Genomic DNA, 23,458 nt, shown 5'->3' on the forward strand with positions numbered 1-23,458 from the left:
AATGTTGCCGGCCGACCGGCACCATCCGTAGCGAAGGCAGCGACCGCCAGTTCCCTCCCTCCCGGTCGCGCCTTCCGGAAACACCGGAGTATTTGGGCCTCCATGTTTCCGGCAATCGATACGCAGCTTCCCGGCATCAGCCGAACAGTGCAACCGGTATCCTGTTTCATGCCACTCAGCGGCACGACCCCGGAGCGATTGGCACCTCACGCAATCGATTGCATCATTCGTTAACATACGTATAAAAACACAGTCAACCGTTTTTGTGCAATCGTTTGCGGAACGCGTTCGAAACCGTTATAGACACTCCAAAGGAGTGACCATGACAAAGCGGACGACCCTCAAGGATATTGCGCGAGAAACCGGCGTACACGTCTCGACCGTCTCGCGCGCGCTCGATCCGCAAAAGAGAAGCTCTCTGACGGACGAAGTCGTCCGGAAGATCAAGAGCACAGCCGACCGTCTCGGCTACCGCCCAAATCGGATCGCCTTCAGCCTGCGCAAGCAGAAGACCATGACCATCGGCGTGATGATTCCCGACATCACCAACATGATCTTTCCCGCCATCGTACGCGGCATCGAGAGCGTCATGGAGCCCCTCGGCTATGCATCGATCATCGTCAATACCGACGGCGACAGCGCCCGGGAAAAACGTCTTCTGGAAACACTTCAGGATCGAGGGGTCGACGGCATCATCCATACGGCGGTGCTGCGCAGCGACCCGACCATCGTCGAGGCCGCGCGCCAGGGATTGCCGGTCGTTACCCTGAACCGAAAGGTCGAAGAGGCCGATATACCCTACGTGATCAATGACGAGGAAAGCGGCATCCGGAAGGTGTTCGACCTGCTCTACTGCTCAGGCCATCGAAAGATCGCACATCTCGCCGGTCCACGGGATCTATCAACCGGACTCCTACGCCGCCAGGCGTTCTGCGCAGTTGCGCGGGACTATGGCTTTGAGGAAAATTCGCTCGTCGTCGAGGAGGCCCAGCGCTTCGACGAAAGAGAAGGCAGGCGCTGTGCGAAGGCGATTCTGGAGCGCGCACCGGAAACAACCGCAATCCTGTGCGCCAACGACCGTCTGGGCCTCGGCGCCATCGACCAGTGCAACAGCATCGGCAGACCCTGTCCCGAAAGCATCTCGATCACAGGCTTCAACGACATGGCGCTGCTGGACCACATCCCACCCGGATTGACGACGATCCGGATCGAACAGTTCGAGGCGGGTGCAACCGCTGCTCGCCTCCTCGCAAGGATCCTTGACGGAAACGGCGACAGTGTTCCACGCGAGACCATATTGCCGGTTTCGCTCACACTCCGGAACAGCGTCGGCACAGTGGCCGACGCCCAGCTCTAGCGAAGATCTTCCGGCTCAGTTTTTCTTGATCCGGAACTCCCGATGGCACTCGGAACAGGTCTGAGCTGCCATCTTGAACAGGCCCTGCACCGGCATGTCGGCCAGGGCGACGGGGTTCCCCGTGGCTCCACGCTTTCCCATCATTCCGGACTGCCCCATCATGCCGCTACCACCATGACCGACGGCAAGGCCATTGTCGGCTGCACCTGCAAGCGCCGTAGCAAACTGCTCGAGCTGCTGGGAGAGCTCGGTAAACCGCTCCCATTCCGACCAGATTTCCTCGCGCGCCTCCGACGGACCGCTGATGCTCCCCTCGGGGAAGAGCCTGGTCAGGGCGTCGCCGGAATGCGCCCTGAGCGCCTCCGCCCCCTTCCTCACCGTATCGGCATCGTAGTCGACATCTCCACGAACGATGGGCGCCAGCGATTTCATCGCATCAGCAAGCATTCCCATTGCATCCATGCGCTCTTTCACAATGCCCTTCGCACCACCGTGGGAGTGAACGCTTGCGCCACCTGCAATCAGCAAGGCGCCTGATACCAGCAGGGTAATAATCTTCATATCTTGAATTTTCCTCATGTCCCTTTTCACCCGCCGGTCACAGGACCGCAGGCATGATCTGCATCAGGAAAATCGGCGTGGTGGCGGTGGATCGACAGATCCTGGCGCAGTCGTGACGCCAGCGGACAGAGAGAAGCTGATATCGGCAGATGACATGGCCACCATGCTGAACGCATCAACTACGAGAGCAAGAAGACTTGCACCGCAATGAACGACCTCCTGCGGCAGCTTGGTAAGCAGCTGACCGCCGTCATCGAGATGCTGATGATCGCCGCCCGCGACGCTCTCGTGGGCGTGTGAGTGACCGGCCGGCGCCAGAGAGTGGTTGAACGAACCGCCAGCAACCAGGAACGCCACAAGAGCGAGGCCGGTAAGGAGAATCGAGATCCGTTCTGGCAGGACTTGTCTCATACTTCTCTGGTCAAACCTTCCTGATCGTCTTCTTGGCGCTTCGATACAACAATCAGCGGAACCGCGCTCCGGGTCAAGACTACCGGCATCAGTAAGAATGAGCGCTCACGATCTCTATTCGGCAGGCACTGCCTTACCGGCAACCGACGCCGTCCGCTCCATTGCGCGCCGCTCGTCCATGGCTGGCGCCACACGGCGCAGGCGCAAGGCATTGGTCAACACGAAGACGGAGGAAAGAGCCATCGCGCCTGCAGCAAGTACGGGCGAAAGCAAAACTCCGAAAGCCGGATAGAGTGCACCAGCGGCCACCGGAACCAGCGCCGTGTTATAGGCGAATGCCCAGAACAGGTTCTCGCGGATATTTCGCATGGTACGCCTCGATACCTCGTAGGCATTGATGACCCCGCGTAGATCCCCGGACATGAGCACGACGTCTGCCGATTCGATGGCAACATCTGTCCCTGTACCGATCGCGATGCCGACATCCGCATGTGCCAGCGCCGGCGCATCGTTGATCCCGTCGCCGACAAAGGCGAGCTTCTTGCCGCCTTTGCGCAGACCCTCGAGAGCAGCAACCTTTCCGTCCGGCAGCACCCCGGCGATGACGGTATCGATGCCAGTTTCCGCAGCAATGGCCTCGGCAGTCTCGCGCTTGTCGCCAGTGATCATCGCAACCTCAAGCCCCTGGGCATGAAGTGCTTGCACCACCGCACGGCTGGATGCCTTGACCGGATCGGCAACGCCGATCACGGCAGCGATCCGCCCGTCAATCGCGGCGAACAGCGCAGTGCGTCCCTTCCGTGCCAAGGCATTTTCCTGGGCCGTCATCGGCGCCGTGTCGATGCCTTCGCGCGCCATCAAGCGGTCAGCCCCGACAAGCACTTTTGCGCCTGAAACGACGCCACTGACACCATGTCCGGTGATGGAAGCGAAGCTCGAAACATCTTCAAGGGTAAGGCGCTCTGCCTGACCGGCGCGGACAATCGCTTCGGCCACCGGGTGCTCGGACCGGGCTTCCAGCGCCGCCACCTTGGCAAGGACATCCATCCGTTCAAAGCCGTCCGCCAGAATGAGATCCGTCAGCTCCGGGCGTCCCTGCGTGACCGTCCCCGTCTTGTCGAGTGCAACGACATCGACGTCCGACAAGGCCTGCAGCGCATCGCCCTTGCGGAACAGCACGCCCAGTTCCGCCGCACGGCCTGTCCCGACCATGATCGACGTCGGCGTCGCCAGACCCATGGCGCAAGGACAAGCAATTATGAGCACCGAAACGCCTGCAACCAGCGCCAGCGTCACCGCCGGATCGGGACCGACGAAGAGCCAAACGAGCACCGTCAGGACGGCAACGGCCATGATGGCCGGAACGAACCAGAGCGTGATGCGGTCCACCAGCCCCTGGATGGGGAGTTTGGCCCCTTGAGCCTCTTCGACCATCCGGATGATCTGGGACAACGTCGTATCCGCCCCAACGCGCGTGGCGCGAAACTGCAGACCGCCAGCACCATTGACCGTGCCACCCGTCACAGAGCTTCCCTCGCCTTTTTCAACCGGAACCGGCTCGCCGGTGATCATGCTTTCGTCGACATGGGACTGCCCCTCGACGACTTCGCCGTCAACCGCAATGCGTTCGCCAGGGCGGACGATAACGATGTCGCCGGCGACGAGAGTGTCGATTGCGATTTCCCGGATCGCTCCGTCGCGCAGAACTCTTGCCGTCTTCACCTGAAGACCCAGGAGTTTCTGGATCGCAGCGCCGGTCTTCCCCTTGGCCCGCGCCTCCAGGAAGCGGCCAAGAAGGATCAGGACGACGATCACCGCAGCTGCCTCGAAATAGACCGCCCGCACGTCTGCCGGGATCACATCCGGCAGGAAGGTGGCTACGACCGAATAGAGATAGGCTGCCCCCGTACCGACGGCGACGAGGCTGTTCATGTCCGGCGCGCCGCGCATGAGCGCGGGAAAGCCCTTGATATAAAAACCGCGTCCCGGCCCGATCAAAACCGCCGTTGTCAGAACGAACTGAAGGATCCAGCTTGTCTGCTGGCCGATCGTGGCATTGATGAAGTGATGCAGTGCCGGGATGGCGTGTCCACCCATCTCGATGACAAACACCGGAATGGCAAGCGCCGCCGCCACAATGGTCTTGTTCAGCTGCTCGCGTGCTTCCTCGGCCTTGCGCTCGCTACGCTCGACCACCTGCTCTCCGCCTGACGCTGCGACGCTCGCAGGATATCCCCGCTCCGTAACGATCCTGGCAAGTTCCGCAGGCGTCACCACGCCCTCGGCGTATTCGACCGTCGCCGCTTCGGCCGCCAGATTGACATTGACACTCACAACACCCGGAACAGCTGCCAGAGCCTTGTCAACACGACCGACACAGGATGCGCAATTCATCGACTGGACGGCCAACGAGGTCGTGAGGGTCCGCGCCGGATAGCCGATTTTCTGTAACTCGGCGACGACGGTAGCAACCTTCTCCGGCTCTTCCGCGGCAAACTGTACGCTCTCGCTCGCCAGGTTCACCGCAACCTCATGAACCCCTTCGAGGCGGGACAGTCCACGCTCAACGCGGCCGACACAGGAGGCACAGGACATGCCTTCGACGGACAGGGTGATCTTGCTTTGTGCGGCCATGGCAGGCTCCATCATGAGAACTTCCTGTCTCATCACATGGACCTTCCAGTAAATGGAAGGTCAAGGGCGGACGCCGAAGTTTCCGCACCCTTCCGTGTTTCAACGTATATCCGGCACAAAGTTTCCTGCCCGGGCACCGGCTTTTTGAACGGAAGGACGCAAAAGCCCGCGCATCATCGGCGCGGGCTCAGAATCGCAAATAGATCGTTTCCCGACTTGGGACGAGGAATTCGGCTTATTCAGATCCCGGTGACGCGGAACCGCGAGACCTGGCGATAGGTTTCACCGGGCTGGAGCAGACTGGACGGATATTTCGGGTGATTGGCGGTATCCGGCCAGGTTTGCGGTTCGATGGCGACGCCGGCGAGACGGCCATAGGGCTTGCCGTTGTTCCCTTCGAAGGGAGCGGTATCCAACCCGACGCCAGCGTAGACCTGGAGCCCCGGCTCGGTCGATTCCACAGTCAGGCGCAGGGCCCCGGCCTCAAGCCGGCACATCTCGCAGAGATCGTGGCTTCGCGCTCCGTAAAGGCAGAAATTGTGATCAAGACCCGCATCCGGCGCCTTCGGCACGCGATAATCGAACACGGTTCCCGCAACCGGAGCCGGTGCGCCGAGCGGTATCAGCATATCATCGACCGGCAGGTAGGTTTCAGCGGGGACGGTAAGCCCGTGGCCGGTTACATCGGCAGTTCCGTCCAGGTTCCAGTAGCCATGGAAGGCCGGGGCGAAATGGGTCAGAGCATCGCTTTGCCCCTCAATCTCGATCAGGAGCGCTCCGTCATCTTCAAGCGTATAGCGAACGCGCACGTCAATATTTCCGGGAAAACCGCAAGTTCCGTCTGCATGACGATAGGCGAAGCTGCAGGAGGTGGCGCTGCACTCTGCCAAGGTCCAGTTCACCTGCCCGAAGCCCTTACTCCCGCCATGCAGGGTGGTCGCACCAGCTTCGTTCCGATCGAGAGAATAGGTCTTTCCGTTCAGCTCAAACCGGCCTTTCGCAACCCTGTTGGCGACAGGTCCGACGATGGCCCCGAAATAGAGCATCGGTCCGAAATAGGCAGCCGGGTCAGGACTGCCCAGGACAAGCGAGTGGTCGACACCCTCGCGCCGGAAGTCCTGAAGGCTGGCGCCCCAGGTCATGAAGGTGGCACGGCTGCCGCCGTTGGCAATGGTTGCCTGGAGTATGTCCTCGCCATCCGGAGAGGAACCGCAGTTTCGTATATCTGCGCCGGGAAACGTCGTTGTCATCAAATCTGTCAAGGGAAACTCCCATTGCAAACAAAGGCCTGGCTGGCTGCTCGTCGCGGCAGCCCTGCGCCAGAAGTGAAAAAAGAATTCTCAAGGTTTCAGCCGCGCTGGGGCCTGAACGTTACTCGACCAGAGACAGAGAGATTCGTCCGGATCTGAAGCGTCTGTACCAGAAGGACGCAGAATACAACACTGCCCCCAACAGCTCTGCCGGGTTTGATGCTCCCCAAGGACCACTTCGGCCCCGACCGAGGATCGTGGCAAACATTCGCCGGGGCCGCGGCACTCAATATACTGGAAAGATGCCTCAAACCGGATCATCCGCGAACCGCGAATTAGATGCACACGGCTACCGGACATCCCCGCCTGATATGTACTCGCCATAATTATTTGGCATTGGCCGGAATTAACCGGCATTGGAGGCGTATTTGCGGGAACAGCTGGGAATAAGTGGGAATTGATGATCTTGAAGGATCTGGAACAGCGGGATCATAATCCGCGTGTCGTGGGCTCGAGTTCCCCTTCCGCTGGAAATTTTTCCTATTGATTTATGACAGTTAGATCTCGCCGATCACGAATACTCCTGACCAGGAAAAGTCCGGATTTGAATACAGTGCAGTGGCTCGCCCCAACTATACTCTTCAGTCATTCGCCGCTCATATGTACCAAGATACTCTCGACAATCACAGCCGCGACGTCATGCCAGCTGGCACTTAACGTGCTGTTGGACACCCCACCTTCGCTTGACGACGGCGAGATAACGGACAAGGGCGCGGTCAACCAGCGGTGGGTCTTGACCCTGCGCAGTGCGACGGTTGAGGCTCTCTACGACGGCCAGATCGGCGCGGTTTCAGTTTAGCGCCCCAAGCCAGCCAAGCCTGCCAAAGCACAAGACCATGGACACGCCCAACCCAAGTCGGCGGCGTGGCAGGTGCCTGATCCGGACCTCGCCTGCGAGAGCGGCAATTGCCAACCGATTTCTCTGACCATGACACCGCAGTCAGCAGGTCTCCTCTTCCGCAGATTTCCGCCAATTTCAGGAGAAATCGCCAGACAATAGTTTCACTAATTTGAATATTTGAAGCTGAAACTCCAGTTATTTTTTGTCCAGTTGATCAAAGTCAAGTTGGCCGGTTACCAATCATGCGACGGAAGTTCCGAACACGAGAAATACTAGCGGTTCGGAGAATCTCCAGTGCTACGCCGTTTGCGCAAATTCGCAGTCACAGGTTCAGCAGCCCAACGTATTGGCCTCGCCATTGGCCTCTGGGCATTTGCATGCGCGATCGCCGGTACCATGCCCGCGCGCGCGGCAGATATCGGACGGTTTCTGGATGCGACGGCGGTCTCCGAACTGGTTCCTGGCGCTGATTCCTACGGCGCGCTTCGCAAGGACACACCGGTCGTTCCTGCGTTGAAAAATGGCGAAACCGTCGGCTGGGTCTTCCTGACATCGGACTTCGTTTCCACCACAGGCTACTCCGGCAAGCCGATCCATACGCTTGTCGGCATTGACCCGGACGCCGTACTGACCGGCGTTCGCCTCGTGAAACACTCAGAGCCCATCGTGCTGATCGGCATCCCCGAAAGCAAGATCAAGGCCGTCACCGAGAAATACGCTGGTGTCGACCTCAAGGTTGAGGCTGAAAGCGGCGGTTCCGCCCACGAACTCGACATCATCTCCGGCGCGACCGTCACCATCATGGTCATCGATGATTCCATCGTCCGGGCGGGCATCAAGGTGGCCCGGACGCTCAGGCTTGGCGGACTGTCCGAGGCTGCGGCCGACACCGGTCCACAGATGGTCATTGATGAAGACAACCAGGACATTGAGGACTGGATGACCCTGACGGGTGACGGATCAATCCGTCGCCTTTCGCTGGACGTCGGTCAGATCAACGAGGCCTTCCAGAACCAGGGCGACCCGAAAGCGATCGCCCGTCCCGAATCCGGCCCCGACACCGACGCCTATGTCGACATGTACGTGGCCCTGGTGGACGTTCCAAGCATCGGCCGCTCGCTGCTCGGCGACGCCGAGTACGCGAACCTGCGCAAGCGCATGAAGGAAGGCGACCATGCCATCGCCGTCTTCGGCCGCGGACGCTATTCGTTCAAGGGATCCGGCTATGTGCGTGGCGGCATCTTCGACCGTATCCAGCTGATCCAGGACGACATCTCTGTTCGTTTTCACGACCGCCAGCACCATCGCATTGGCGAGGTCACATCCGATGGCGCGCCGGCATTCACGGAGATGGATCTTTTCATCATTCCCGCTGACAGTGGTTTCGATCCAGCCGATGACTTCCGGCTTCAGTTGCTGGTTCAGCGCGCGATCGGCGCGATTGACAAGGTCTTCCTGACATTCGATCTCGGCTACCACCTTCCGGACGAGTATCTGGAGCCCGCAGAACCGGTTGCCGCTGCTGGTGCTGACAACCCGGCCAACACAGCTGCCACCAGTCTCAGCGACCAGGAAGCTATCCAGAAACTCTGGATGCGGATCTGGAACGATCGCAAGGTCGACATTGCAATCCTCGGCACTGCCGTGGCGGTTCTCACCCTCGTCTTCTTCTTCCAGATGCAGGTGACCAAAAGCGAGCGTTTCACCTTCTGGTTCCGCATCGGGTTCCTGACCTTCACACTAGTGTGGCTCGGCTGGATGGAGAATGCCCAGCTGTCGGTGGTAAACGTCCTTGCCTTTTTCTCCTCCCTGACCGGGGACTTCAGCTGGGACGCCTTCCTGATGGACCCGCTGGTCTTCCTCCTGTGGTTCTCGGTGGCAGCTGCGCTGTTGTTTTGGGGGCGCGGCGCCTATTGCGGCTGGTTATGTCCGTTCGGCGCCTTGCAGGAGCTGACCAACCGTCTGGCGAAGCTGGCGCGCATTCCGCAGTTCGAACTGCCATGGGGCCTGCACGAACGGCTCTGGCCGCTCAAGTACATGATCTTCCTGGTCCTGTTCGGCCTTTCGCTCTACTCGCTGGACGTCGCTGAACATTATGCCGAAGTCGAGCCTTTCAAGACCGCGATCATCCTCAAGTTCGAACGGGCGTGGCCATTCGTTGCCTTCGCCGTCGGTCTGCTGCTTGTCGGGCTTTTCGTCGAACGCTTCTACTGCCGCTACCTGTGCCCGCTCGGCGCGGCGCTTGCGATTCCGGCACGGCTGCGGATGTTCGACTGGCTGAAGCGCTATCGCGAGTGCGGCAACCCATGCGCCCGCTGCGCCAAGGAGTGCATGGTCCAGGCCATCCATCCGGAAGGCCACATCAATCCCAATGAGTGCCTGAACTGCCTGCACTGCCAGGTTCTGTACCAGCACGATCAGAAATGCCCCGTCTGCATCAAGAAACTCGCGCGACGCAAGCGCTTCGAGGTCCAGACGGGACTAGCACCTTCGACCAGTGGTTCCGCGGACGCGGTTCCCACACCGGCCGAATGAACTCCGAACGACGTACAAGGAGAGAAGTCATGACGGAGACATTGAAAGACAAGGCCCTTTCGCGCAGAGCCCTACTGGGGGGCACGGCAAAGACGGCGGTTGTTGCAGGCATGGGGGCCATGACCCTCGGCAGCGCCAACACCGCGTACGCCTCTGAAGGCGGCCAGAAGTGGGAACTGGCTCCGGGTGAGCTGGACGAATATTACGGCTTCTGGTCTTCAGGCCAGAGCGGCGAGCTCCGCATCCTGGGCATCCCGTCCATGCGCGAGCTGATGCGCGTGCCGGTGTTCAACCGTTGTTCGGCGACCGGATGGGGCCAGACCAACGAATCCAAGAAGATCCTGACAGAGGGCCTGCTGCCGGAAACCAAGGCATACCTGGCCGCACACGGCAAGGAAACCTACGACAACGGTGACCTTCACCACCCGCATATGTCGTTCACAGACGGCACCTATGACGGCCGCTACATCTTCGCAAACGACAAGGCCAACACGCGCGTCGCCCGTATCAACTGCACCACGATGAAGTGCGACAAGATCATCGAGATCCCGAACGCGCACGATATCCACGGAATGCGTCCGCAGAAGTATCCGCGCACCGGCTACATCTTTGCCAACGGCGAGCACGAAGCTCCGCTGGTCAACGACGGCAAGATCCTCGACGATCCGTCACAGTACGCCTGCATTTTCACCGCCATCGATGGCGACGAGATGAAGGTCGCGTGGCAGGTCATCGTCTCGGGCAACCTGGACAACACCGACTGCGACTATCAGGGCAAGTATGCCTTCTCGACGAGCTACAACTCGGAAATGGGCACGAACCTCGCCGAGATGACCGAGAGCGAGCAGGACCATGTTGTCATCTTCAACATCAAGGCCATTGAAGAGGCCGTGAAGGCCGGCAACTATCAGGAAATGAACGGTGTCCCCGTTGTTGACGGCCGCAAGGAGGCCAATTCCCAGTTCACCCGCTACATCCCGATCCCGAACAGTCCGCATGGCTGTAACGCGGCTCCGGACAAGAAGCACATCGTCATCAACGGCAAGCTGTCTCCGACCGTCTCCGTGATCGACGTGACCAAGGTGGACGCCCTGTTCAGCGACAACGCCGACCCGCGGTCCGCAATCGTCGCCGAACCGCAGCTGGGTCTTGGCCCGCTCCACACTGCCTTCGACAACAAGGGCAATGCCTACACGACCCTGTTCCTCGACAGCCAGGTGGTGAAGTGGAACATCGACAAGGCGATCCAGGCCTTCACGGACTCCAATGTCGACCCGATCATCTCGAAGGTCGACGTCCACTACCAGCCGGGTCACAACTCGACCTCGATGGGTGAAACCGCAGAGGCCGATGGGAAGTGGCTTGTGTCGATGAACAAGTTCTCCAAGGACCGGTTCCTGAACGTTGGACCGCTCAAGCCGGAGAACGAGCAGCTGATCGACATCTCGGGCGACGAAATGAAGGTTGTCCACGACGGCCCGACCTTCGCCGAGCCGCATGACAGCATCATCGTTCACCGCTCGAAGGTGAACCCGGCAGTCGTCTGGGAACGCAACGACCCGATGTTTGCGGATGCGGTCAAGCAGGCCGCTGCCGATGGTGTCGACCTGGAAGACGCTGCCGACGTCATCCGCGACGGCAACAAGGTTCGCGTCTACATGTCCTCCATGGCCCCGAACTTCAGCCTGGAGAAATTCACCGTCAAGCAGGGTGACGAAGTCACCGTCTATGTCACGAATATCGATGACATCGACGACCTGACCCACGGCTTCTGCCTGTCGAACTACGGCATCGCAATGGAAGTCGGACCGCAGGCAACTGCGTCGGTGACCTTCATCGCGGAACGTCCGGGTGTCCATTGGTTCTACTGCCAGTGGTTCTGCCACGCGCTTCACATGGAAATGCGCGGCCGGATGTTCGTGGAACCGCGGGCAGCCTGACGATGAGCATGCGCCTTTCGACAGTCTGGATGATCGGCCTGGCTCTTGTTTCGTGGAGCTTGGGAACGTCCCTTGCCCACGTCAGCGCCGGCGAAATCCATGTTCCGTCGGAAGGCGGCGCGCTCATCCGCGCAATCGAAACAGCGCAAGCCGGAGACATTCTCCGGCTTGCGCCCGGCACACACCAGGGCCCCATCAGCATCGAAAAGACAATAAGCATCGATGGTGACAGCAAGGCCCGGATCGTCGGGTCCGGTGTCGGAAGCGTGATCCGCATCGAAGCTCCTGACGTGAAGATCACCGGCCTGACGTTGACGGGATCCGGGCTTTCGCAAGACACGCTGGACGCGGGGATCAAGCTGCTCAAGACGGCTGACCGCGCAATCATTTCCCACAACAGGATCCTGGACAATCTCACTGGCGTCGACGTGCATGGTGCCGAAGATGTTCATGTCTTCGAGAACATCATCGAAGGCCGGCGGGACATGCGCGTGAACGAGCGCGGAAACGGCATCTATGTCTGGAACTCGCCAGGTCTCGTTGCAGAACGAAATACAATCCGCTACGGCCGGGACGGCGTTTTCGTGAACACTAGCCACCGGGACACCTTCCGCAACAACCGCTTTGAGCAGCTGCGTTTTGCCATCCACTACATGCATGGCAACCACGGCAAGATCAGCGGTAACGTCTCGACCGACAACGACATCGGCTATGCCCTGATGTTCTCCGACAAGCTTCGGGTGGAGAACAACGTCTCGATCGGCGACCGTTTCCACGGCCTCATGCTGAACTACGCGAATATGGCCAAGATCACCGGCAACCTTGTTCAGCGCGGCGGCGAGAAATGCCTGTTCATGTACAATGCCAACAAGAACGAGGTGACGGGCAATCGCTTCGAGGCCTGCCCGGTCGGAATCCACTTCACCGCGGGATCGGCTCGCAACACCTTTAAGGCCAATGCCTTCATCGGCAATGAAACCCAGGTCAAATACGTGGGATCGCGAAATCTGGACTGGAGTTCGGAGGAAGGCGGCAACTACTGGTCCGACCATGCAGCCTTCGATTTGAATGGCGACGGCTTTGCAGACACGGCCTACCGGCCAAACGACATGGTCGACCAGATCCTGTGGACTCAACCGGCAGCGAAAATGCTGATCGGCAGCCCGGCCATCCAGCTTCTTCACTGGACCCAATCCCAGTTTCCGGCGCTGTTGCCGGGCGGTATCGTAGACACCGCGCCGCTCATGCACGCACCGGTTATCGAACACCCCATCGCAGGAGCAAAGGGATGACCCAGTCTCCTCTTTCGACACTCACACTGCAGAACATCTCCAAGCATTTCGATGGCCGCACCGTCGTCGATGACGTCTCGTTCGACATCAAGCCGGGAGAACGCGTTGCCCTTCTCGGCCACAATGGCGCGGGCAAGACGACGTTGTTCAAGATAATGCTTGGCTTCCTTCGCAGCGAAAGCGGCAAGGTGACCGTTCTTGGCAAGGAGCCGGGCAGCGCGGCCGCGCGGGCTGCGAGCGCTTATCTGCCGGAAGCAGTCGCGTTCCAGAAATCCCTGACGGGGACCGAAGTCATCCGGTTCTACGCCCGCCTCAAGGGCGAGGACCCCAAAGCCGCCCTCACGCTTCTGGAGCGGGTCGGGCTCGGGGACGCCGCCAACCGCAGGGTTGGCACCTACTCGAAAGGAATGCGGCAGCGCATGGGACTTGCCCAGGCATTGATCGGCCATCCCCGCCTTGTTCTTCTGGACGAGCCGACAAGCGGGCTTGATCCGGTTTCGCGCCAGAATTTCTATGATCTGATCGAGAAAGTCGCCCACGACGGCGCTTCGGTGCTCCTGTCCTCCCATGCCCTCACCGAAGTCGAGGCGCGGACCGACCGGGTGCTGATCCTCTCACAGGGACGACTTGTTGCCGACGACACGCTTGCCGGCCTGAGCGCGCGTGCGCATCTGCCGATCCGGATGCGGATCCGCGGTTTTGAAGGCAAGGCCGACGACCTAGCCCAGTCTCTGGGCGGCCGCCGCCTCAATGGCCGGTCTGTCGAGCTGTTCTGCGCGCCGGATGAGAAGGTCTCCTGCCTCGCGAGGATCAGCGAGCACGGTGCATTGATCGATGACATAGACATGCATCTGCCGAGCCTCGACGATGTCTACCGGCACTACTCAAGCCTTCAGAACGGGGAGCAATAAGCCGTGCTGAAACGCATTCTAACCGTCGCAGAACAGGAAATGCGCATCGGGTTGCGCAATCGCTGGATCATGCTCGCGACACTCATCCTGGGTGCCTTCTCGCTCGCACTTGCCCTTCTCGGATCCGCGCCCGCGGGTACTCTCGGCGTCGACCGCATGACCATCACGGTTGCATCCCTGGCAAGCTTGTCCGTCTACCTGGTACCGCTGATCGCCCTGCTTCTGGCGTTTGACGCGATATCCGGAGAGATCGATCGCGGCACGTTACTGCTGATCTTTTCCTGTCCCATTTCACGCATGGAGTTTCTAACAGGCAAGGCGTTCGGCCATTTCCTTGTCCTGACGTTGGCCCTCGTTCTCGGTTACGGCGTCACCGCCCTCCTCCTGATGGCGACGGGCGCCGGGTCGTGGGCCGGCATGCTCGACTTTGCCCGCCTGATTGCGACCTCCTCGGCACTCGGACTGGCGTTCCTCGCGCTCGGTTATCTGCTCAGCGCGATGACCCGTCAGACCGCGACAGCGGCAGCCTTCGCCATCGGGGCGTGGCTGATCCTTGTCGTCCTCTATGACCTGGCCCTGCTCGGCCTCCTGATCGCCAATCCGGAAGGCTCGTTTGCGACCAGCGTCTTTCCCTACGCCATCCTGTTCAATCCGGCGGATGCCTTCCGCCTGTTCAACCTTGCAGCGCTTGGTGCAAGCAATCTCGTCGGCGGTATGGCCGGCGTGGCCGAAAGCCTGCCGTTTCCGGCCATCGGCGGACTGGTCTCCATCGGCATGTTTACGGCACTAACCCTTGCACTCGCCCTTTTGCGGATCCGGAGGATCACGCCATGATGAAAATTCTCGCAGCCGCTGCGGTCGCCCTCGCGCTGACAGCATGTCAGCAGGAAACCAAGGTCGAAAAGCCACTTCCCGTCGCAATGACCGTTGAGGCGACTGGCCACTATTGCCAGATGACGGTCCTAGAACACGACGGCCCCAAGGCTCAAATTCATCTGGCCGGGAATCCGTTTCCTCTCTGGTTCACCCAGATCCGCGATGCCGTTGCCTTCACCCGCTCGCCGGAGGAAGCCAAGGATTATGTCGCGGTCTATGTAAGCGACATGGGCAAGGCTCAGGATTGGGCGCAGCCTGGCGCGGAAAACTGGATTGATGCAGAAGAGGCCTGGTTCGTGATCGCAAGCCGCCAGCGCGGCGGCATGGGTGCGCCTGAAGCCATTCCGTTCGGCGTCGAGGATCAGGCACGCGCCTTCGCAGCCAGCAACGGCGGTGAGGTCGTCCGGCTTGCCGATATCCCATCCCAGTATGTTCTGGACTCCGTCCTGTCATCCGCCGACGGGGGTGACGACGCGACCATTCACCTCGCAGAGACGCATCATGACTGACATTCCTGGCAGCAAGCCGTTGACACGTCGCCGGTTTATCTGCATCAGTGCGGCCGCCGCCGGAACCGCCCTTGCCTGCGGCCCGGTGACAGCCGCCCCTACCCTTCACAGTTGGCGCGGCATCGCTCTTGGCGCCCAAGCCCAGATGCTCCTGAACCATCCGGACCAGGCCCATGCCACGGCGACGTTCCGAAAGATGGAGGCCGAGATCAGGCGGCTGGAGAAAATCTTCAGCCTTTACGACGCCGAAAGCGAGCTTTCGCGGCTGAACCGGGACGGCGTACTCACTTCTCCATCGAACGACATGCTTCAGCTCCTGTCGCAGGTCCGCACCATCCACGCCGCGACCGAGGGAGCATTTGACCCGACGATCCAGCCGCTCTGGGATCTTTACGCAAGATCGGCATCCATCGGACGCTCCCCCACAGCCAGCGAGATCCAGGCGGTTCTGGGAGCTGTCGGCTTGAAGAACGTGCGGATCGAACCGCAGAGCATCACCTTCACCAAGGATCGTATGGCCCTGACACTGAACGGAATTGCCCAAGGCTATATTACCGACCGGATCAGCGATTTACTCAGGACCGCAGGATTTGACGACATTCTCGTGAATCTGGGAGAAATCTCAGCCTTCGGCGACGGATCGGACGGCGAGACCGGCTGGCCTGTCTCGCTCCGCCCGGACCCGGTCAGTCCGCTTATAGCCACTGTCCTGCAAAACCGCTCTCTTGCCACATCGAACAGGTATGGAACCACGTTCGACCAGGACGGCACTCTGTCGCACATCCTCGACCCGCGTACCGGGTACCCGGCGTCCGCCGACTTGGTCGGCATCAGTGTGCTCGGCCCGAACGCTTCCATTGCCGATGGCCTTTCAACGGCGGGGCTGGTTTGCGGGGAAACAGCGCTTGTCAACGCGGCGCGCGCTTTCGATGAGGTTGAGATCCTCGGCGTTCGGGAGACGGACGGTAAGGTTCGCCGCCTGGGCTGACGCCTCGAGGGACGGCAGACATCAGTAGATCGAGGTTGCCATGGAAAAGTCTTCGGTTCCCGTATTCCTGACTGCAGGTTTCCGCTTTTTCTTCCTCGCCGCCGGTATCTTCGGTGCGGCGGCGATGGCGTTCTGGATCTTCTGGCTGACAATCCATCATCTCGGCGGGGCCTTTGTGTCTGCGCCCATGGCGATGGCTCCCCACCTCTGGCACGCCCATGAAATGATCTACGGGTATACGGTCGCGGTCATGGCAGGCTTCTTCCTGACCGCCGTTCCCAACTGGACGGGTGCGCCATCGGCCCGCGCGGCCTACATCAGCTTCACCGGGGTCATCTGGCTGGCCGGACGTTCAGCGATCTGGTTTTCGGCGCACCTGGATCCGCTTCTGGTTGCCGCAATCGATCTCGCCTTCATTCCGCTCTTGATGCAGAAGATCGGCGGCAACCTTCTGAAGAAGACGCAAGCCCGCAACCTGGTCTTCCTGGGCCTGCTCATCGCGATGCTGACCGGCAACATTCTCATGCATCTGGAATGGATTGGCTGGATCGACGATGGAACCTTTGCCGGTGCAAGGCTCGGCATCTTCACCAGCGCCGCCATGATCGTGATCATCGGCGGGCGCGTCGTGCCCGGGTTCACACGCAACGCCCTGAACCGGCGGGGTCATGTCGGTGCGATGCCGTCCAACCATCCCATCGTCGACCGGGTTGCCATCGCATCGTCAGTCCTTACGGCGGTGCTCAGCGCCTTTGCATCCGACAGCATCCTGTTTGCCGGGCTCTGTCTCGTGGCCGGCGCCGCAAATATCGCGCGGGTTGCCGGATGGCGCGGTCAACTGACCGTTCGCGAGCCGATCCTGTGGGTGCTGCACGCGGCCTTCGCGATGGTGGGACTGTCTTATCTCGGCTTCGCAACAAGTCACTTCCTGGCCTATCCCACCGAAGTCGGCGCATTGCATCTCATGGCAATCGGTGCCGTCGGCACGATGACCCTTGCAATGATGACGCGCGCATCGCTGGGCCATACCGGCCGTCAGCTCGTGGTCGCGCGGCCAATTGCTGGCGCCTATGTCGCAGTCCTTCTTGCCGCCGCGATCCGAGGTTTTGGTCCCGACCTGATCGGCTACTATCCGGCACTCTATGCATCGGGTTGCCTTTGGATCGCGGCCTTTTGCGTCTATGTCGCGCTCTATCTGCCGATTCTCGGTCGTGACAGACAGCCACGGGCCAACGTCGGAGCCGCTGAATCAGCTACGTGAGCGCAGGACCTCGGCGCGTTCCTGTTCGAAGAAGTCGCGCAGGCGCGCAATATCCTGGATCGTTGCCATGTTGCGTTTGACGCCGACGCCGTATTCCTTCAGCCGGGCAAAAGCCCGTGAAAGACTTTCGGGCTTCATCCCCAAATGTGCCGCGATCAGCGCCTTGTCGTACGGCAGCGCGATGGTACATGCGCCATCGTCTACGGGCGCATGGGAAAGCATGAACTCGGCAAGCCTTTGGGCGCCTGTATGTGCCTTGAGCTGCTGAACCTGATGGACGAGGGCATGCAAGTGCTGGGATGTGGAGGCCAACATCGACAGCCCGATTTCCGGACTGTTCCGGATACGGTCGAAGAGATGGTTCGACGGGATCATCAGCAACCGGCAGTCGGTGACACCTTCCGCACTGACCGGAAATTTTCCGGCTGTGAAGGCGGCAGCTTCTGCGAAACTCTGACCGGCCGTGAAGATACCAACCACGGCTTCTTCGCCGGCAACGGTCATGCGGTAGATCTTAACCCAGCCATCGAGAACGACGTAAAAGGCATTTGCAGGATCTCCCTGCATGAAGATGACCTCACCGCGTTCCGGGGTCTTCACCACACCGTCCGACAGCAACGCCGTGAGGGCGTCCTCGCCAAGGCCACCAAGAATGGCCGTCTTGCGAACAAGCTCAAGGTCGCGTCCGGTTAATCCGATTGCCAAGTTGGGATCTCCAAGTCAAACCGACGTCGCCGCACGCGGAAATTTCGCCATCCCGCAAGTATCTAGCGTGAATGGCGCCGCGGCAATTGATCTGGATCAATGACGACCGGCTTTCCCGTCTTGAAAGTCGCCAAAGACCGCCCGGCCCTGAAAACCGCGTGATGCCAGTCGCCATTTCATTCGCGCAGCGTTTCACTTCAGCCCAGTCCACCGAGGCAGTGCAGGCCCGGGGTCAATTCCCAGTGTCGCGACGATTCTGGCCGCCATCTGGCGCATGACTTCGTCCATGCTGGTCGCCGCAGCGTAAAAGGCCGGCACGGGCGGATAAACGATGCCGCCGAGTTGTGTCACCTTGAGCATCGCTTCCAGATGGCCTGCATGGAGTGGGGCCTCCCGCGCGACAAGAACGAGCCGCCGGCGCTCCTTCAAGCAGACGTCCGCAGCCCGGATCAGGAGCCCCTCCCCGCATCCACAAGAGATCGACGCCAGTGTCCTCATGGAACACGGGACGACGACCATGCCATCCGTCAGACAGGAGCCACTGGCAATTGACGCGCCGATTTCGTCAGGCGCAAATTCAACCGTCGCCAGTTCGCTGATTTCCCGGCGGCCCGATGCCCCAAGTTCCTGCTCGATGGTCTTTTCCGCGCTCGACGTCACGGTCAGCAGCGTTTCGCATTCGAGGTTCTTCAGGAGGCGCAGAACTTCCAGCCCGAGACCGGCTCCTGATGCCCCGGAAAGACCGACAATGATCCGACGGCTCATCAAGTGACCTCCTCATTCCGGCGTATTGGCTGGGTTCGGCCACTGACGATCCTGGAGAAAATCGTCTCCGCCCGTGCCACCACGTCAGCCGGCATGCGCAGTGCCTCAGCGAAGGGTCTTTGCGTCTCGGTTCCGATCTTGACCGTCGCGTCGATGCCGAGCTTGCCGCCAAGACCTTCGCGCGGGCTGGCGAAGTCAAGCTGATCTACAGGTGTCGAGTTGATCGTCAGGAGGTCACGTTCCGGGTCCGACCTGGTGGCAACCGCCCACATCACTTCGTCCCAATCCCGGATGTCCACGTCCGCATCCACGACGATGATGTACTTCGTCATCGAAAATTGCGGCAGAAGCGACCAGAACCCCATCATCACCCGGCGAGCCTGACCCGGATACGACTTGTCGATCTGGAGAACCGCAGTCCGGTAGGAACAGGTCGCTGGCGGCAAATGAAGATCGCGAATTTCCGGTATCGCCTGTTTCAGCAGTGGTAGGAACACATCGATCATCGCCTCGCCGATGACGGAAGGTTCATCGGGCGCACGGCCTGTGAAAGTCGACAGATAAGGGGCTCCGCGTCTGACCTTCATCGCCTCGAGGTGGAAGACGGGATAGGACGCGGCGTCGTTGTAGTAGCCTGTGTGGTCTCCGAAGGGTCCCTCCATCGCCATGTCGCCGGGTCGGACAGTTCCCTCCAGCACGATCTCTGCGCTCGCCGGCACATGCATCGCGATGTTTGAACAGGGCACGAGACGACTGGCTTCTCCCTGCAGGACCCCGGCAAGGGTCAACTCGCCGACATCGCCAGGGGCTGGCAGGACCGCAGACAGAAGCGTTGCGGGATCACAGCCGATGACGACTGCAACGGGCATGGGTTCATTTGTCCGGCTCCATTCCCGGTAGTGCTGGGCACCGCCGCGGAACGGCAGCCAGCGAAGAATTGCCCGCTGGCCGTCCAGAACCTGCATCCGGTAGACGCCGAGATTGTAATCCCGCGGGTCATCCGCGCCGGGCGGACGCGTTATGACGATCGGCCAGGTGATCAAAGGACCCGCATCGCCCGGCCAACACGTTTGTACCGGCAGGATGCCAAGATCGGGGTCGACATCTTCAAGATGCCTGTCCTGCCGGGTCAGCTTCGGACGGGACGACAAGCCAGCCTTTGCGACCGGTAGAAGGTCCCTGAAATCGCTTAGGTTTCTGGGTGGCTTGGGAGAGCGCAGGAAGCTCAGGAACTCACCCAGACCGGCAAGTCCGGACGGCTCCAGGCCGAGGCCTGCCGCAACGCGTTGACGTGTCCCGAACAGGTTGATCAGCAGGCCAAGGTCGTAGGCCGTGCCGTCGTCGCGCAGAGGACGCTCGACAAGAACCGCAGGGCCACCATCGGCAAGAAGCCTTTGATGAAGTGCGCTGGCCTCAAGCTTCACGCCAACCGGTTCATTTGTGGACAGGAAATCGCCACCGGATTCGAGGTGGCTCAAGAACGATCGAAGATCCGGAAATTTCGGTGTTTGACGTTTGAACATGAGCGTCGCGACATTCGCCGGCGATAGTGCCGACACGTGCCCTTGTTAAAAGATTATTCCCTTTGCGCCTTGACGTTAATCAAGTCCGACGATTGCCGCGGCGACTAGCATTCCCTCCAAAACAGCGAGTGCTTCATGCCGGAAAAATCATCTCTCAACGGACACCTCCCACCGTTTCTGTCTGCTCTGGCGAGACCATTGCCTCGACGACCGATGGAGATCCTTCTGGCACGGCTGATCGATGGGGTTCTCAAACGCCGTCCTTCCCTTGTCACCCGCCTTGGCGCTACAGCTAGCGTGCCGATCGCCGTCGTTCCGGACGATCTTCCCCATGCCTTCCTGCTGACGCTGTCAGACCCGGCCCCAGATGTCCGCATCGTCGAGAAAGACGACATCGCCGAGGCGAAGGCCACGATCCGTGGCCCTCTCCTCACGCTGCTCGGCCTGTTGGACGGCACCTATGACGGAGACGCGGTGTTCTTCAGCAGAAGCCTGCGGATCGAAGGTCGTACCGATCATGTACTGGCATTGAGGAACACCCTTGAGGAAGCGGATCTGACTCCGGCGGAATTCGTTGGCCTGAGTGGAAAACCGGCAGAACTGGCGAACAGCTTCGCTGGGGCGGCTCTTTCGACCGCCCGGCGCCTCACCGGAGCAACGCCCCAGCCCAAATCAGTGCGGGAGGACATGTTCGATGTTCACTAAGGCCGATCCGCTCCTTGAGCTGGTGTGTCCCGCGGGAACGCCAGCAGCGCTTCGCACGGCCGTCGACGCTGGCGCCCACGCGGTTTATTGCGGCTTCAACAACGAGACCAATGCCCGCAACTTCCCCGGGTTGAATTTCTCCGTCGCAGAACTGCGCGCGGGGGTGGCCTATGCGCATTCTGCGGGTACCAAGGTTCTGGTCGCAATTAACACCTTCGCGCGGCCCGGGGCAGTGGACATCTGGAAGCGTGCGGTCGACGATGCGGTCGCCTGCGGCGCGGACGCAATTATTGCAGCGGACATCGCCGTCCTTAGTCATGTGGCCGACAGGCATCCGGACACACGCCTTCACCTGTCGGTACAGGCGGCGGCGAATACGCCTGAGGCCATCGACTTCTACGCCCGGACCTTCGGCGTCAAACGCGTGGTTCTGCCAAGGGTCCTGTCGGTGGCTGAAATCGCGAGCGTCAACCGGGAGATCGACGTCGAGACGGAAGTCTTCGTCTTCGGCGGCCTTTGCGTCATGACCGAGGGCCGGTGCGCCCTCTCATCCTATGCGACGGGCAAGTCACCGAACCTGACCGGGGTATGCTCGCCTCCGGACCATGTTTCATACTCGGAAGATGCCTCCGGAAATCTGTTGGCACGGCTCGGCGGGTTTGCCATCGACCGCTTCGCCCAGGGCGAGCCGGCTGGCTACCCGACGCTGTGCAAGGGACAGTTTTCCGCCGATGGCAAGACGAGCCACCTGTTCGAGGATCCGGTAAGCCTCAACGCGGCAGATTTGCTGCCCGAACTGGCAAGGGCCGGTGTGACCGCTCTCAAGATCGAGGGACGCCAACGCGGCAAGGCCTATGTCGGTCAGGTCGTGCGCTCGTTCCGTGCGGCGATTGAGGCAATCCCGGACGGGCGTCCGCCGGCACCCGACATTGCCCTGCTCGACGGTCTGTCCGAAGGCGGCCGCCAGACGACCGGCTCCTATCAGAAAACCTGGCGCTAGGCGGAGGAACAATCATGATCGAACTCAGCCTTGGCCCGTGCCTCTTCAACTGGTCGGCCGACCACCTGAGTGACTTCTACGCGCGCATCGCCGATGAAGCGCCGGTCGAACGGGTGTATCTGGGGGAAGTGGTATGCGGCAAGCGCATGCCTTTCACCGACAAGATCTGGCCAGACTTGATCGAACGGCTGGAGCGTGGCGGCAAGACCGTCGTCCTGTCGACGCTGGCCCAGCCAAATACGGCACGCGAGCGAAAGACCCTGAGAGTGCAGGCCGATTACGACCTGCCGATCGAAATCAACGACATGTCGCTGGTGACGGCGCGCGCCGGGCGCGAGTTCACCGCCGGTCCGTTTCTCAACATCTACAACGAGGATGCCGTCCGCTTCCTTGCGGATCGAGGAGCGACCGACTGGTGTCCCCCGATAGAGATGCCACTGGCGTCGATCCAGCAGATTTCAGCAATGGTGCCCGAGGTTCGTGTCGAGCTCTTTGCTTTCGGCCGCCTGCCTCTGGCGCTATCGTCTCGCTGCTATCATGCCCGAAGCCATGGCCTGAGCAAGGATTCCTGCCAGTTCGTTTGCGACAGGGATCCTGATGGCATGGCGGTCCGGACGATCGAGAACCATGACTTCCTCGCGGTGAACGGCATCCAGACCCTTTCGAGCAACTATCAGGTTGCGGCTCTAAACCCGGATCACCTGATGAGCCTCGGCATATCGCGCTTGCGCCTGTCGCCCCACACGGCGGACATGGTCCGTGTTGCCGAACTCTACCGCTCCAGCCTTGACGGAGTAATCACCCCGACGGAGCTGGAGGCATGTGTGAACGAACTCGGCCTGCCGGCAGCCATCTGCAATGCCTACCTGAATGGACACGAGGGATGGAAACGAGAAGCAGTGATGTAGACCGTGAGAGATCCGACGGCCTGAGGCAATCAAATGGCGAATGGGTCGTCAGGGTTCAGCGGGCTCTTTCGGACCTCGACATGCCGTGTGGCTGCAAGGAGAAGCTCGACCAGACCATCGTTGCCATCGACGACTGGGAGGGGCGCCGCCTTCGGCGTCATCTCGTCAATCGCGTAACGGAGGACTACACCCAGCTTGAGACTGGCATCGCCTTTCTGGAGGACCTTTCTCGCTTGCAGCATGACCCCCTATCCCCTGAGATCCTGCGCGACCATGCCGAGAGCCTGAAATTTCTCGCCGACATCGCCGACCGCTGCGCACGAGCGGTCTCTTCTCTCGCATATGAGACCGATAAACAACCTCCTTAAATGCCGTCAGGCCATGAGTATCGTAATTGATCATGATCAATGGCTCGAAGTGGCTTTA

General features: G+C 60.5%; 21 protein-coding genes. 14 read left to right on the forward strand and 7 right to left on the reverse strand.

The window, feature by feature from the left end:
• Positions 1-322: 322 nt before the first annotated feature.
• Positions 323-1,357 carry a LacI family DNA-binding transcriptional regulator gene (locus tag ACN0SY_RS17415; RefSeq protein WP_417689408.1) on the forward strand — a complete coding sequence of 345 codons (1,035 nt, stop codon included), beginning with the start codon at positions 323-325 and terminating at the stop codon, positions 1,355-1,357.
• A 15-nt stretch (positions 1,358-1,372) separates the two neighbouring features.
• On the opposite strand, the gene ACN0SY_RS17420 is transcribed toward ACN0SY_RS17415, so the two are convergent.
• The 4 genes from ACN0SY_RS17420 to ACN0SY_RS17435 form a co-directional block, all read right to left on the reverse strand.
• Positions 1,373-1,918: a c-type cytochrome gene (locus tag ACN0SY_RS17420; RefSeq protein WP_417689410.1), complete on the reverse strand. Its 546-nt coding sequence runs from the start codon at positions 1,916-1,918 to the stop codon at positions 1,373-1,375.
• Between the two features lie 63 nt (positions 1,919-1,981).
• Positions 1,982-2,329 carry a hypothetical protein gene (locus ACN0SY_RS17425; protein WP_417689412.1) on the reverse strand — a complete coding sequence of 116 codons (348 nt, stop codon included), beginning with the start codon at positions 2,327-2,329 and terminating at the stop codon, positions 1,982-1,984.
• Between the two features lie 114 nt (positions 2,330-2,443).
• Positions 2,444-4,963 (reverse strand): heavy metal translocating P-type ATPase, encoded by a 2,520-nt coding sequence (locus ACN0SY_RS17430; RefSeq protein ID WP_417689727.1) that lies wholly within the window; start codon positions 4,961-4,963, stop codon positions 2,444-2,446.
• A gap of 239 nt (positions 4,964-5,202) precedes the next feature.
• Entirely contained in the window at positions 5,203-6,225 is a 1,023-nt protein-coding gene (locus ACN0SY_RS17435) for an aldose epimerase family protein (RefSeq protein WP_417689414.1), read from the reverse strand.
• Between the two features lie 706 nt (positions 6,226-6,931).
• Here ACN0SY_RS17435 and ACN0SY_RS17440 point away from each other — a divergent pair.
• The 9 genes from ACN0SY_RS17440 (at position 6,932) to ACN0SY_RS17480 (ending at position 17,426) form a co-directional block, all read left to right on the forward strand.
• Entirely contained in the window at positions 6,932-7,072 is a 141-nt protein-coding gene (locus ACN0SY_RS17440) for a hypothetical protein (protein WP_417689416.1), read from the forward strand.
• A gap of 438 nt (positions 7,073-7,510) precedes the next feature.
• Positions 7,511-9,649 carry a 4Fe-4S binding protein gene (locus tag ACN0SY_RS17445; protein WP_417689729.1) on the forward strand — a complete coding sequence of 713 codons (2,139 nt, stop codon included), beginning with the start codon at positions 7,511-7,513 and terminating at the stop codon, positions 9,647-9,649.
• A 29-nt stretch (positions 9,650-9,678) separates the two neighbouring features.
• Positions 9,679-11,589: a TAT-dependent nitrous-oxide reductase gene (gene nosZ, locus ACN0SY_RS17450; protein WP_417689418.1), complete on the forward strand. Its 1,911-nt coding sequence runs from the start codon at positions 9,679-9,681 to the stop codon at positions 11,587-11,589.
• Between the two features lie 2 nt (positions 11,590-11,591).
• Positions 11,592-12,881, forward strand: a complete 1,290-nt coding sequence (locus ACN0SY_RS17455) for a nitrous oxide reductase family maturation protein NosD (protein WP_417689420.1) — start codon at positions 11,592-11,594, stop codon at positions 12,879-12,881.
• Positions 12,878-13,792: an ABC transporter ATP-binding protein gene (locus tag ACN0SY_RS17460; RefSeq protein ID WP_417689422.1), complete on the forward strand. Its 915-nt coding sequence runs from the start codon at positions 12,878-12,880 to the stop codon at positions 13,790-13,792. Before ACN0SY_RS17455 ends, ACN0SY_RS17460 begins: the two co-directional genes overlap by 4 nt.
• Positions 13,793-13,795: 3 nt before the next feature.
• A complete protein-coding gene (locus ACN0SY_RS17465; RefSeq protein WP_417689424.1) occupies positions 13,796-14,626 on the forward strand; it encodes an ABC transporter permease in 831 nt (276 codons plus the stop codon).
• Positions 14,623-15,177, forward strand: coding sequence for a nitrous oxide reductase accessory protein NosL (locus ACN0SY_RS17470; RefSeq protein ID WP_417689426.1), 555 nt, complete (start codon positions 14,623-14,625; stop codon positions 15,175-15,177). Before ACN0SY_RS17465 ends, ACN0SY_RS17470 begins: the two co-directional genes overlap by 4 nt.
• On the forward strand, positions 15,170-16,165 hold the full coding sequence (locus tag ACN0SY_RS17475) for an FAD:protein FMN transferase (RefSeq protein ID WP_417689428.1): 996 nt from the start codon (positions 15,170-15,172) through the stop codon (positions 16,163-16,165). The genes ACN0SY_RS17470 and ACN0SY_RS17475 overlap by 8 nt, the downstream gene beginning before the upstream one ends.
• Before the next feature lie 40 nt (positions 16,166-16,205).
• The gene (locus tag ACN0SY_RS17480) at positions 16,206-17,426 is read left to right on the forward strand and encodes an NnrS family protein (protein ID WP_417689430.1); all 1,221 of its coding nucleotides are present in this window, start codon (positions 16,206-16,208) and stop codon (positions 17,424-17,426) included.
• Here the strand turns inward: ACN0SY_RS17480 and ACN0SY_RS17485 are convergent.
• The 3 genes from ACN0SY_RS17485 to ACN0SY_RS17495 form a co-directional block, all read right to left on the reverse strand.
• A complete protein-coding gene (locus ACN0SY_RS17485) occupies positions 17,415-18,131 on the reverse strand; it encodes a Crp/Fnr family transcriptional regulator (RefSeq protein WP_417689432.1) in 717 nt (238 codons plus the stop codon). The genes ACN0SY_RS17480 and ACN0SY_RS17485 overlap by 12 nt on opposite strands.
• Before the next feature lie 192 nt (positions 18,132-18,323).
• Positions 18,324-18,896 carry a UbiX family flavin prenyltransferase gene (locus ACN0SY_RS17490; RefSeq protein WP_417689434.1) on the reverse strand — a complete coding sequence of 191 codons (573 nt, stop codon included), beginning with the start codon at positions 18,894-18,896 and terminating at the stop codon, positions 18,324-18,326.
• Positions 18,896-20,374, reverse strand: coding sequence for a UbiD family decarboxylase (locus ACN0SY_RS17495; protein WP_417689436.1), 1,479 nt, complete (start codon positions 20,372-20,374; stop codon positions 18,896-18,898). Before ACN0SY_RS17495 ends, ACN0SY_RS17490 begins: the two co-directional genes overlap by 1 nt.
• A gap of 180 nt (positions 20,375-20,554) precedes the next feature.
• On the opposite strand from ACN0SY_RS17495, the gene ubiT reads away from it, so the two are divergent.
• The 4 genes from ubiT to ACN0SY_RS17515 are packed head-to-tail and all read left to right on the forward strand — an operon-like array spanning position 20,555 to position 23,400.
• Positions 20,555-21,124, forward strand: coding sequence for a ubiquinone anaerobic biosynthesis accessory factor UbiT (gene ubiT / locus ACN0SY_RS17500; RefSeq protein ID WP_417689438.1), 570 nt, complete (start codon positions 20,555-20,557; stop codon positions 21,122-21,124).
• Entirely contained in the window at positions 21,114-22,124 is a 1,011-nt protein-coding gene (ubiU, locus tag ACN0SY_RS17505; protein WP_417689440.1) for a ubiquinone anaerobic biosynthesis protein UbiU, read from the forward strand. Before ubiT ends, ubiU begins: the two co-directional genes overlap by 11 nt.
• A 14-nt stretch (positions 22,125-22,138) precedes the next feature.
• Positions 22,139-23,032: a ubiquinone anaerobic biosynthesis protein UbiV gene (gene ubiV / locus ACN0SY_RS17510; RefSeq protein ID WP_417689442.1), complete on the forward strand. Its 894-nt coding sequence runs from the start codon at positions 22,139-22,141 to the stop codon at positions 23,030-23,032.
• Positions 23,008-23,400 (forward strand): hypothetical protein, encoded by a 393-nt coding sequence (locus tag ACN0SY_RS17515; protein WP_417689444.1) that lies wholly within the window; start codon positions 23,008-23,010, stop codon positions 23,398-23,400. Before ubiV ends, ACN0SY_RS17515 begins: the two co-directional genes overlap by 25 nt.
• Positions 23,401-23,458 lie beyond the last annotated feature (58 nt).

It is taken from the genome of Roseibium sp. (genome assembly GCF_048261595.1).
Taxonomy (GTDB): domain Bacteria; phylum Pseudomonadota; class Alphaproteobacteria; order Rhizobiales; family Stappiaceae; genus Roseibium.

Coding starts and splice junctions, on each gene's coding strand:
- ACN0SY_RS17415 (WP_417689408.1), top strand. CDS start 323: ATGACAAAGCGGACGACCCTCAAGGATATTGCGCGAGAAACCGGCGTA.
- ACN0SY_RS17420 (WP_417689410.1), bottom strand. CDS start 1,918: ATGAAGATTATTACCCTGCTGGTATCAGGCGCCTTGCTGATTGCAGGT.
- ACN0SY_RS17425 (WP_417689412.1), bottom strand. CDS start 2,329: ATGAGACAAGTCCTGCCAGAACGGATCTCGATTCTCCTTACCGGCCTC.
- ACN0SY_RS17430 (WP_417689727.1), bottom strand. CDS start 4,963: ATGGCCGCACAAAGCAAGATCACCCTGTCCGTCGAAGGCATGTCCTGT.
- ACN0SY_RS17445 (WP_417689729.1), top strand. CDS start 7,511: ATGCCCGCGCGCGCGGCAGATATCGGACGGTTTCTGGATGCGACGGCG.
- nosZ (WP_417689418.1), top strand. CDS start 9,679: ATGACGGAGACATTGAAAGACAAGGCCCTTTCGCGCAGAGCCCTACTG.
- ACN0SY_RS17455 (WP_417689420.1), top strand. CDS start 11,592: ATGAGCATGCGCCTTTCGACAGTCTGGATGATCGGCCTGGCTCTTGTT.
- ACN0SY_RS17460 (WP_417689422.1), top strand. CDS start 12,878: ATGACCCAGTCTCCTCTTTCGACACTCACACTGCAGAACATCTCCAAG.
- ACN0SY_RS17470 (WP_417689426.1), top strand. CDS start 14,623: ATGATGAAAATTCTCGCAGCCGCTGCGGTCGCCCTCGCGCTGACAGCA.
- ACN0SY_RS17475 (WP_417689428.1), top strand. CDS start 15,170: ATGACTGACATTCCTGGCAGCAAGCCGTTGACACGTCGCCGGTTTATC.
- ACN0SY_RS17480 (WP_417689430.1), top strand. CDS start 16,206: ATGGAAAAGTCTTCGGTTCCCGTATTCCTGACTGCAGGTTTCCGCTTT.
- ACN0SY_RS17490 (WP_417689434.1), bottom strand. CDS start 18,896: ATGAGCCGTCGGATCATTGTCGGTCTTTCCGGGGCATCAGGAGCCGGT.
- ubiT (WP_417689438.1), top strand. CDS start 20,555: ATGCCGGAAAAATCATCTCTCAACGGACACCTCCCACCGTTTCTGTCT.
- ubiU (WP_417689440.1), top strand. CDS start 21,114: ATGTTCACTAAGGCCGATCCGCTCCTTGAGCTGGTGTGTCCCGCGGGA.
- ubiV (WP_417689442.1), top strand. CDS start 22,139: ATGATCGAACTCAGCCTTGGCCCGTGCCTCTTCAACTGGTCGGCCGAC.
- ACN0SY_RS17515 (WP_417689444.1), top strand. CDS start 23,008: ATGGAAACGAGAAGCAGTGATGTAGACCGTGAGAGATCCGACGGCCTG.